Source organism: Magnetospirillum fulvum (assembly GCF_900108475.1).
GTDB classification, from domain to species: Bacteria; Pseudomonadota; Alphaproteobacteria; order Rhodospirillales; family Magnetospirillaceae; genus Phaeospirillum; species Phaeospirillum fulvum_A.
Window position 1 is genome coordinate 74,318 of record NZ_FNWO01000015.1, and the last position, 9,904, is coordinate 84,221.

General features: G+C 67.4%; 10 protein-coding genes. 2 read left to right on the forward strand and 8 right to left on the reverse strand.

The genetic code is table 11. The annotated features are described in order from the left end of the window. The 8 genes from trbL to BLW40_RS15490 are packed head-to-tail and all read right to left on the reverse strand — an operon-like array spanning nt 1 to nt 8,602. Nucleotides 1-1,347 (reverse strand): P-type conjugative transfer protein TrbL, encoded by a 1,347-nt coding sequence (gene trbL / locus BLW40_RS15455; RefSeq protein WP_074770161.1) that lies wholly within the window; start codon nt 1,345-1,347, stop codon nt 1-3. A gap of 6 nt (nt 1,348-1,353) precedes the next feature. After that, nucleotides 1,354-2,190, reverse strand: coding sequence for a P-type conjugative transfer protein TrbJ (trbJ, locus tag BLW40_RS15460; protein WP_280139927.1), 837 nt, complete (start codon nt 2,188-2,190; stop codon nt 1,354-1,356). Further along, complete coding sequence (gene trbE, locus BLW40_RS15465) at nt 2,187-4,595, reverse strand: conjugal transfer protein TrbE (protein WP_074770163.1); 2,409 nt, start codon at nt 4,593-4,595, stop codon at nt 2,187-2,189. Before trbE ends, trbJ begins: the two co-directional genes overlap by 4 nt. Continuing rightward, on the reverse strand, nt 4,589-4,846 hold the full coding sequence (locus tag BLW40_RS15470) for a VirB3 family type IV secretion system protein (protein WP_074770165.1): 258 nt from the start codon (nt 4,844-4,846) through the stop codon (nt 4,589-4,591). Before BLW40_RS15470 ends, trbE begins: the two co-directional genes overlap by 7 nt. After that, the gene (locus BLW40_RS15475) at nt 4,846-5,166 is read right to left on the reverse strand and encodes a TrbC/VirB2 family type IV secretion system protein (RefSeq protein WP_074770167.1); all 321 of its coding nucleotides are present in this window, start codon (nt 5,164-5,166) and stop codon (nt 4,846-4,848) included. The genes BLW40_RS15470 and BLW40_RS15475 overlap by 1 nt, the downstream gene beginning before the upstream one ends. A 15-nt stretch (nt 5,167-5,181) precedes the next feature. Then, nucleotides 5,182-6,258 carry a P-type conjugative transfer ATPase TrbB gene (gene trbB / locus BLW40_RS15480; RefSeq protein ID WP_074770169.1) on the reverse strand — a complete coding sequence of 359 codons (1,077 nt, stop codon included), beginning with the start codon at nt 6,256-6,258 and terminating at the stop codon, nt 5,182-5,184. Further along, nucleotides 6,255-6,665, reverse strand: a complete 411-nt coding sequence (locus BLW40_RS15485; RefSeq protein WP_074770171.1) for a ribbon-helix-helix domain-containing protein — start codon at nt 6,663-6,665, stop codon at nt 6,255-6,257. Before BLW40_RS15485 ends, trbB begins: the two co-directional genes overlap by 4 nt. Before the next feature lie 11 nt (nt 6,666-6,676). Beyond that, a complete protein-coding gene (locus BLW40_RS15490) occupies nt 6,677-8,602 on the reverse strand; it encodes a conjugal transfer protein TraG (RefSeq protein ID WP_074768545.1) in 1,926 nt (641 codons plus the stop codon). A gap of 232 nt (nt 8,603-8,834) precedes the next feature. Between BLW40_RS15490 and BLW40_RS15495 the strand changes: the two genes are divergently transcribed. Together BLW40_RS15495 and BLW40_RS15500 are read left to right on the forward strand one after the other, a co-directional pair. Further along, complete coding sequence (locus BLW40_RS15495; protein ID WP_074768547.1) at nt 8,835-9,482, forward strand: DUF433 domain-containing protein; 648 nt, start codon at nt 8,835-8,837, stop codon at nt 9,480-9,482. Beyond that, entirely contained in the window at nt 9,479-9,904 is a 426-nt protein-coding gene (locus BLW40_RS15500; protein WP_074768549.1) for a DUF5615 family PIN-like protein, read from the forward strand. The genes BLW40_RS15495 and BLW40_RS15500 overlap by 4 nt, the downstream gene beginning before the upstream one ends.

Genomic DNA, 9,904 nt, shown 5'->3' on the forward strand with positions numbered 1-9,904 from the left:
TTACTCCTCCCTGGTCGAGAGATCAGGATTGGCGGGAGCGCCGGGGCGGTCGCCCTCCTTGATCGCCTGCAGAGCAGCATGGCGATGGGCGCGTGACGCCTGCTCGGCCCGCAACTGACGGGCCCATTGGGGAGCGCTGTCGAACGAACGGGGGGACGAAGCAGAACCGGCCGCGCCGGAAACCGGGCCGCCCCCGGTGGCGCGCCAGCCGCTTTCGCGCCCGGCCTGGACGCTCTGCGACAGGGATTCGGTCGCACGATCGGCCAGCGAGCGGACACTCTGGACCGCCGCACCGGCGCCAGCCCGGGCCATGCCGCCAAGACCGGCGGCGGCACCCCCGATTCCGTTGGCCCCGGAGGTCGCCTGCCCCATCTGATAGGCGGTCGAGGCAGCCGCCCCCATCGCGGTTCCGGCCCGGATCGCCGACAGGCCAGCCGCTCCGGCAGCACGCAGCATCCCGGCCCCACCCAGGGCGGCCCCGCCGACCAGCATCGCCGCCCCCGCCGCAGCGCCGAGAGTACCGACCGCCGCCCCGGCACCCAATTGCGGAGCGCCCGATACCAGCCCGGCGGCGATGCCGGGGCCGAAGATACCGAGCCCGAACAGCGCCAGCGCCGCCAGCACCAGCGACATCGCCTGACCGATATTCGGCTCCTGGCCCTGCAGCGCGGTGATGAACTGGTCGAAGAAGCCCGAGCCGATGCCGACGATCACCGCCAGCACCATCACCTTGACGCCCGACGCGATCACGTTGCCCAGCACCCGCTCGGCCAGAAAGGCGGTCTTGCCCCACAGCGCGAACGGCACCAGCACGAAGCCGGCCAGCGCGGTCAGCTTGAATTCCAGCACGGTGATGAAGATCTGCACCGCCAGGATGAAGAAGGCGATGATCACGATCAGCCAGGCGATCAGCAGCACGGCGATGGTGAGGAAATTGTCGAAGAAACTGGTGAAGCCCATCAGAGCACTGACCTGCTTCAACAGCGGCCACGCCGCCTGATAGCCGATCCCGGCCAGCTTACCGGGTTTCAGCAGATCGTCGGCGGTCAGCGCGTTGGCGCTGGCATGCAGGCCCAGTTCGGCGAAGGAGCGATAGACGATGTCGGCAAGGCTGCTGAAATTGTTGAGGAAGAAGGCGAACAGCCCGACATAGAGGATCTTGCGGATCAGCCGCGACAAGATGTTGGCCTCGCCGTCCATCGACCAGAACAACCCGGCCAGGGCGATATCGATGCCGATCAGGATCGTGGTCAACGAGGCGACATCGCCCGACAGCAAGCCGAAGCCGCTATCGATCGCGTGGCTGAACGCCGCCATGAAGCTGTCGATGACCGAGAGATCGTCCATCTTGCGTCACCGTCCCGAATAGGCGGTCCCCGAACCAAGAAACCGCGCCGTCGCCGCCTGCCCGGACGCTTCCGACTGGGCCTTGCGGGCCTGCTCGAGCGCCTCGGCGCGGTACTGCGCCGCCATCAGGGTCTGGATCTGCATCTGCTGCTTGGCGGTCAGCGCGATCAGCTGATTGGCGGCCTGTTGGGCCTGCAGACTGCCGGCCGCCCCCTGGCTGGCATTGACCAGATCGGCCAGGGTATTGGTGTCGGCCTGGACGTTCTGATTGACCTGGGACTGGATCAGCATCGTCTGGCGATAGGCGCTCATCGCGCTCTGCCAACGAGTCCTCGCTGCCGCCAGCGACTGATCGCTGGTCAGCGCCGCACCGTATTGCGACGGGAATTGCCGCTGGAACGCGCTGTCGGTGGCGTCGAGGGTGAAGGCGATTCCGTTGGCCTGATTCATCAGCCCGTTGATCCGCGACAGGGCCGTCGTCATCTGCCCCAGCGACGAGCTGTCGAGCGATTGCAGGTTGCGGTTCATCGTCTCGAGCATCGCCGCCTCGTTCTGCAGCGAGCGGATCTGGTTGTTGATCTGCTCCATCGCCCGCGCTGCCTGCAGCACGTTCTCGGCAAAGTTCGACGCGTCGAACACCGCCCATTGCGCCTGCGCCGGTGGAACAGAAAGACCGATCAGCAAAATAGAAATGAGGAGAAGCTTCGCTGCGGGCTGCCGCCCGCGCCCGCCTGGGAGCGCCGCTCCCAGACCCGCGGTGATTTTATTGAGGGCGGGTCCGGGAAGCCCGGCTTCCCGGTCGGGGCGTGGGGCGGAAGCCCCACCATATATAATGTGTGTCATGGGACGTACTCCCGGATCAGATCGACCGCCCAGGGCAGCCCCTTGGTGGCGAGCCAGGACTCGAGGAACGAGTCCGGCGCGGCCGACAGACGGTCGATCAATTTCTGGTCGTCGGGGGAGGAGGCGCCGCACAGCGCCAGCGCGACCGGGCCGAGGGCGAGGTCGAACAGGCGGTTGCCGCGCCGGGATTGCAGGTAGTAGTGCCGCTTGGGCGTGGCCTGGGCGATCAGCTCGATCTGGCGGTCGTTGAGGCCGAAGCGGGCATAGGCGGCGCGGCTCTGCGGCTCGATCGCCCGGTCGTTGGGCAGGAACAGCCGCTGCGGGCAGGATTCGATGATCGCCGGGGCGATCGTGCTGTCGGCGATGTCGGCCAGCGACTGGGTGGCGAAGATCACCGCGACGTTCTTCTTGCGCAGCACCTTCAGCCATTCGCGGATCCGCGCCGCGAACAGCGGGTGGTCGAGGAACACCCAGGCCTCGTCGAGAATCAGCAGGGTCGGCCGACCGTCGAACCGCTCCTCCAGGCGGTGGAACAGATAGGTCAGCACCGGCAGCACCAGACCGGGCTGGTGCATCAATTCCTCGGTCTCGAAGCACTGCACGTCGGCCAATTCCAGCCGATCGTCAGCGGCGTCGAGCAGACGGCCGAAGGGGCCGTCGAGGGTATAGGGCAACAGCGCAGCCTTCAGCGCGTTCGACTGCACCAGCATCGAGAAGCCGGTGAGGGTCCGTTCCTCGGGCGGGGCCGAGGCGAGGCTGCCGAGCGCCGACCACAGCGTCTCCTTGATCTCCGGGGTAACCGTCACCCGCTCATGGGCCAGCAGACCGGCGATCCACTCGACTGCCCACGACCGCTCCGCCTCGAGGTCGATCCGCCGCAACGGCTGGAACGCCAGCCCGCCACCGGCGCCGAGGGCGTGATGGGCCCCGCCCATGGCGAGGGTCGCGGCGCGGGCCGAGTTGCCCTTGTCGAACAGGGTCACCCGCGCTCCCGGATAGCGGCGGAACTGCAGCGCCAGCAGGGCCAGCAGCACCGACTTGCCGGCCCCGGTCGGGCCGACGATCAGCAGGTGACCGACATCGCCGACATGGGTGGAAAGGCGGAACGGGGTGGCCCCCGAGGTCTCGGCGATCAGCAGCGGCGGGCCATCGAGATGGGCGTTGCGCGCCGGCCCGGCCCACACCGAAGACAGCGGGATCAGATGGGCGAGGTTGAGGGTATGGACCAGCGGCTGGCGGACATTGGCGTAGACGTGACCGGGCAGCGAACCAAGCCAGGCTTCAACCGCATTGACGCTCTCGCGGATCACGGTGAAACCGAGTCCGGTGACGATCCGCTCGATGGCGCGGACCTTGTCGTCGGCGCGCTGGCGGTCCGGATCCCTCACCGTCAGAGTGGTGGTGAGATGACCGAAGGCGACATGGTCGCCGCCCAGCGCCTGCAGCGCCAGATCGGCGTCGGCGACCTTGTTGTCGGCGTCGGAATCGAGCAACTGGGCCGGCTCGTTATAGAGCACCTCGCGCAACAGCGCGGCGATCGATTTCCGCTTGGCGAACCAGTGCCGCCGCAGCCGGGTCAGATCCTTGGTCGCCCGCACCTTGTCCAAGGCGATGAAGCGGGTGACCCAGCGATAGGCGAAATCCTGATGATTGAGGGCGTCGAGCATCCCCGGCCGGGTCATATTGGGGAAACCCAGGATGGTGAGCGTGCGCAAATGGGCCTCGCCCAACATCGGCTCGAGCCCACCGGTCAGGGGCGTATCGACCAGAATCCCGTCGAGATAGAGCGGGGTTTCCGGCACCTTGACCGGATGGCGCCGGGTCGAAATGGTGGCGTGCAGGTAGGTCAGTGTCTCTCCATCGTCGAGGCCGCGCGCTTCCGGCATGAAGCCGGCCAGCAGATCGAGCACCCGCTCGGTTTCGGCCTGGAACGCCACCAGTTCCTGGTGCCAGTCGCGCTCCTTCCCTTCCCGGCCCTGATCCAGCAGCGCGGATTCAGCCTGGGCGACCGAATCCGGCGGCGGGAGATAGAGCAGAGTCAAATGGTAGACGCTCTCGAAATGGCTGCCGACACGACCGAGGAAGGCGGCGCGGCGTTCCTGCTCGACTAGCCAGGAGGCGGGATCGGGGAAGGACGAGTCGGGATAATCCTGGGCCGGAATCCGCTCGGCCTCGAAGAACAGCGCCCAGCCCGAGCCGAACCGGCGCAACACATTGTTGGCGCGGGCGCAGGTGGCGACCAGTTCGGCCTCGGTAGCGCTGTCGAGATCGGGACCGCGGAAGCGGAGGGTGCGCTGGAAGCTGCCGTCCTTGTTCAGCACGATGCCGGGGGCGACCAGCGCCGCCCAGGGCAGATGGTCGGCCAAACGGTCGGCGCGACGGCGGTATTCGGCGAGGTTCAGCATGACAGCTCCCCCTTCTGCCGCAGATGCCGGGCCAGCACCGAGGCGAAGTCGGGATCGCGCTTGGCCGCGAACACCGCGACGGAATGGCCGACCAGCCACAACACGATCCCGGCGCTCCACATCTGCAGGCCGAGACCGAGAGCGGCGGCAACGGTGCCGTTGACGATCGCCAGGGTATGCGGCACGCCGCCGAGCAGGATCGGCTCGGTCAGCGCCCGGTGCAGCGGCACCTCGAAGCCGTCGATGCTCATCACACCAGCGCTCCGCCGCCGAAGCTGAAGAACGACAGGAAGAAGCTGGAGGCGGCGAAGGCGATCGACAGGCCGAACACGATCTGGATCAGCCGGCGGAACCCGCCCGAGGTCTCGCCGAAGGCCAGAGTCAGGCCGGTGGTGATGATGATGATCACCGCGATGATCTTGGCGACCGGCCCCTGGACGGAGTCGAGCACCTGCTGCAGCGGCTGCTCCCACGGCATCCCCGCCCCGGCGGCGAAGGCCGAGGTGGAAACCAGCAGGGTCGCCATCACGCTGGCGCTGATCAGGGACAGTTTCTGAGATGAAGTCGACATGATGAGTCTCCTCGGTTAGATGTCATGCGGGCTGCCGCCCGCCCCTGCCTGGGGCACGGCCCCAGACCCGGTTTCTGAAAACAAGGGAAGGGGTTCGGGGAACACTTCCCCGAGCGGGGCCGGGCGGCAGCCCGGCATCTCCCTGACCGCGTAATCGCCGTTGCCGTCGAGCCCGGTGACCTCGGCGATGGTGTCGATCCGGCGGCCGGTGCCGCGCCCGGCGATGAACACCACCAGATCGACCGCCTCGGCGATCAGCCGGCGCGGCACGGTGACGACACCTTCCTGGACCAGTTGTTCGAGGCGGTAGAGGGCGGCGCGGGCGGAATTGGCGTGGATCGTGGCGATGCCGCCGGGATGGCCGGTGTTCCAGGCTTTCAGCAGGTCGAGTGCCTCGGCACCGCGCACCTCGCCGACGATGATCCGGTCGGGCCGCAGCCGCAGCGTCGAGCGGACCAGATCGGCCAGACTCACCACCCCGGCCCGGGTGCGCAGCGCGACGCAATCGGGCGCGGCGCATTGCAGTTCACGGGTGTCCTCGATCAGGATCACCCGCTCGTCGAGTCCGGCCATCTCGGCCAGCAGGGCGTTGGCCAGGGTGGTCTTGCCCGACGAGGTGCCGCCGACCACCAGGATATTGCGCCGCTCGCGCACCGCGCGGCGCAGCGTCTCGGCCTGCAGCGGCAGCATGATCCGGTCGGCGACATAGTCGCTCAGGGGGTGAATCCGCACCGCCGGCTTGCGGATCGCGAAGCAGGGACCGAGCGAAACCGGCGGCAGCAGGCCTTCGAACCGCTCGCCGCTGGCGCCGTCGTCGCGGGCGGGCAGCTCGGCGCTGACCACCGGATTGCCGGGATGGATCTCGGCGCGGACATGGCTGGCGACGAGGCGGATGATCCGCTCCACCTCGGCCGGGGCAAGGCGCACGCCGGTATCGACCCGCCCCTCCCCCAGCCGATCGAGCCGCAGCGCGCCATCGGGATTGACCATCACCTCGATCACCAGCGGGTCGGCCAGGGCGACGGCGATCGCCGGCCCCATCGCGGTGCGCAGCATGGCGCGGCGGCGGTCGCAGGATTCCGGATTGGTCATGATGGGTCTCCCTCCTGATCTCCCGACAGGGTGCGGCGGCGGGCGGCGATCTGCCGGCCGACCTGATCGATGAATTTCTGGAAGCGCTCCTGGCCGACGGCGCGGGCCGCCTTGTCCGGCTCGGGCAACGGGGCGGTAACGGTCAGTTGATAGCGGACAAAGAGCGCCAGACTTTCCAGCAGCACCTGACCATCGCGCTCGATGCGGTCGAGCTGGTCGCTGATGCGGTGAAGACGCAGGCCGAAACGCTCGTCGAGTTCCTGACTGCCGCGGCGATTGAGCCAGGCGGCCAATGCGTCGGCGAGAATGGTCGATTTCGACACCCCCGGTTTGGCCGCCAGCGTTTCCAGCCGGGCACTGAGGTCCGGGTCGAGGAACAATTGATGGCGGATCCTGGTGCGGTTCATCCTCGCCTCCCTCAGAAGCTCGGCAGCAGATCGTCGCCCGGCCCGGCGCCATCGCGGCCTTCGTTGATGGCGTGGGCGCGAACCACCGTGCCGAGGCCGCGCAGGCGGTCCATCGCCCGCTGGTCAGTGAGCAGATCGGAATCGTCATCGACAGGTTCGGGCTCGGGATCAGACCGCGCCGCCACCACGATTCCCTCCTCGGGCAGGCCGGGATGGCGCTGCTGCTGGACGCCGCCTTCGTCCTCGAAGCCCAGCGCAGACTCCTCGGCGGTGGCGAGGCGGACGTGCGGGCCGCGCACCAATCCGCTCCAATCGACGGGACGGGCGGCCGGGCGATCGAGATAGCTGTGCTCGGCCAGCTCCGGTGCGGGCAGCACCCGAGCCGAGAAATTGCGGTCCTGGTAGTAGCGCAGCTTCTTCGCCCGGATCGGAGCAAGGCCGGAAACCAGCACCAGTTCGTCGGCGGGCGGCAATTGCATCACCTCGCCCGGGGTCAGCAGCGGCCGCGCCGTCTCCTGGCGGCTGACCATGACGTGACTGAGCCATGGCGCCAGCCGGTGGCCGACATAGTTGCGCTGGGCACGCAATTCGGTGGCGGTGCCGAGCGCGTCGGAAATCCGCTTGGCGGTGCGCTCGTCATTGCTGGAGAAGGCAATCCGGACATGGCAATTGTCGAGGATCGCGTTGTTCTCGCCATAGGCCTTGGATATCTGGTTGAGGCTTTGGGCGATCAGATAGGCGCGGATGCCGTAGCCGGCCATGAAGGCCAGCGCGGTCTCGAAGAAATCGAGCCGGACCAGCGGCTTGGTCCGCGAGATGTCCGACGGCGAAATCACCAGATAGAGCGACACCGGCCGCTCGGCATCGACCAGATCGGCGATCCGCCAGTCGCAGGCGACGGTGGTCGCGGCAACCACCGGGTCACGATAAAGGCCGAGAAACGACATCGCGGTCGATAGCACGCCGGAGCGCTCGTTCTCGGATTTGTTCAAGACTTCCCGCGCCGCCGACGCCACCACCGGATGGACCTGGGGATGGTCGGGGGTGCCGAGATGGTTGGTCTCCATCATCCGGCGCAGGGTGGTGGCGAAGCCGCGGCGGGGGTCGGACAGGAAGGTGGCGACCCGGGCCAGGGTCTTTTCCTCCTCGGCATACAGCACATGGAGAATCGCGCCGACCAGCAGGGAATGGCTGGTCTTCTCCCAGTGGCTGCGCCGCTCCAGCGCACCTTCGGGATCGACCAGGATGTCGGCGATGTTCTGGACGTCGCGGACCTCGTCGGCGCCCTTGCGGACTTCCAGCAGCGGGTTGTAGCGGGCGGAACGGGGATCGGTCGGATTGAACAGCAGGCAATGCGAGAACCGCCCCCGCCAGCCGGCGGTGAGCTGCCAGTTCTCGCCCTTGATGTCGTGGATCACCGCAGAGCCGGTCCAGGACAGCAGGGTCGGCACCACCAGCCCGACGCCCTTGCCCGAGCGGGTCGGCGCGAACGCCATCACATGCTCGGGGCCGTCATGGCGCAGATAACGGTTGCCCAGTCGGCCAAGAAACACCCCCGCCGAGCGGAACAGCCCGGCCCGCTCCACTTCCCGGGCGGTCGCCCAGCGCGACGAGCCGTAGGTGGTGACCAGCCGGCTCTGCCGCGCCCGCCACAGCGAACCGGCGATCGCGGCGGCGCAGCCCATGAAGCCGCTGGCCCCGGCCAGCATCCCCGCCTTGTCGAAGATGTGCGGCGCATAGGCCTCGTAGGCATACCACCAGGGGAACAACTGCCAGGGGCGATAGACCGGGGTGCCGAAGAGCACCAGCCAGGGCGGGCCGAGCTGGGTCTGATAGCCGAGCATCGCCGCCGCCCATTGGGTCGCCGACCACACCCCGAACAGGGTGATCGCGAAAACGACCAGGATCTGGCCGATCAGCAGCTTAGTGGGGGTCATGGCGGCCTGTCCCGAACCGGTCCGGCACTGTTGCCGGGCGCTTGGGATAAGGGTCAGGCAGAACCCCGGAATCGAAAATCGCCTTTAGCTACGATGATTTACGATCAACCAGACATCCTGCCCCGTGTGCCGGTAACGACCCATCACCGGCTTCGGACAAGACGGAGCCCTTGTCGAACCGGCTCCCATTGATTATCTTCCGGTGTGTCGGAATGTTTTTTCGAGGATCGCCATGCGCGCCAGTCTGCTGACCCCGAGCGAAGCTGCCATCGTCGCCAGCGTCACCGTCCGCGACATCAACCGGGTGATCGACGAGAAAATCCTGCCCGCAGCGCTGTACACCGTGGATGACGGTCGACGCGTGCAACTGGCCGCCTGCCCGCTGGTGGGGTTCTACTTTCGCGCGGCCAAGGCCCTGACCGCCGAAAAGCGCCTGACGTTGATCCACAGCTTCTCCGAACGCATCACCGGCGACATGGCCCGTCACCCGTTCGTCGGCTGGAATAAGGCCAACTGGACCGTCCGCGACGGCTTCCTCTCCGTCACCCTGTCGGACTTCATCGCCGACGCCGATGATCGCTCGACCCGGCTTGAGGCGACGCGGGCGATGGTCGTCGAGGATCCGGGGATCCTGGGTGGCAGTCCGGTGATCCGCGGCACCCGCATCCCGGTCTACGATCTGGTCGCCTCGGTCGCCGCCGGACTTCCTCGTGAGCGGATTTTCGCCGCCTATCCAGGGCTGGACGAAACCGCTCTCGATCTGGCCCTCCTCTATGGCGAAGCCAATCCGGTGCGCGGCCGGCCACGCCGCTTCACAATCCTGCCGCCGGACGCCACCCTCTCCGCCGAGCGCACCGTGCCCCGGCGTCGCCGGGCATGAGGCTACTGATCGACGAATGCTTGAGCGAGGAGCTCGCCAAGCTGGCCCGTGAGCGCGGCCATCTTGAGGCTTCCCATGTCCGTTGGATCGGCAAGGGCGGCGCCAAGGATTGGGAGCTGATGCCGGTGATCCTGGAGGGCGACTGGACCTTCGTCACCAAGAACTCGATCGATTTCCGTGGCCCGGCCAACGCCCCGGGAGGCAGCGGCGAATACGTCGATATCGACCTCCATGCCGGGCTCATTTGCCTCAACGGTCCGGTCGGCATGGATCTCGACATGCAGATGGAACTGTTCGAGGTGGCGCTCGACGACCTCGACACGCAGTCCGATCTGGTCAATCAGGTGCTGGAAATCACCCTGAGCAGCGAGACAGACGCAGATATCCGGATCGTGCGTTACTCGCTACCGGCTGAAGGGTGA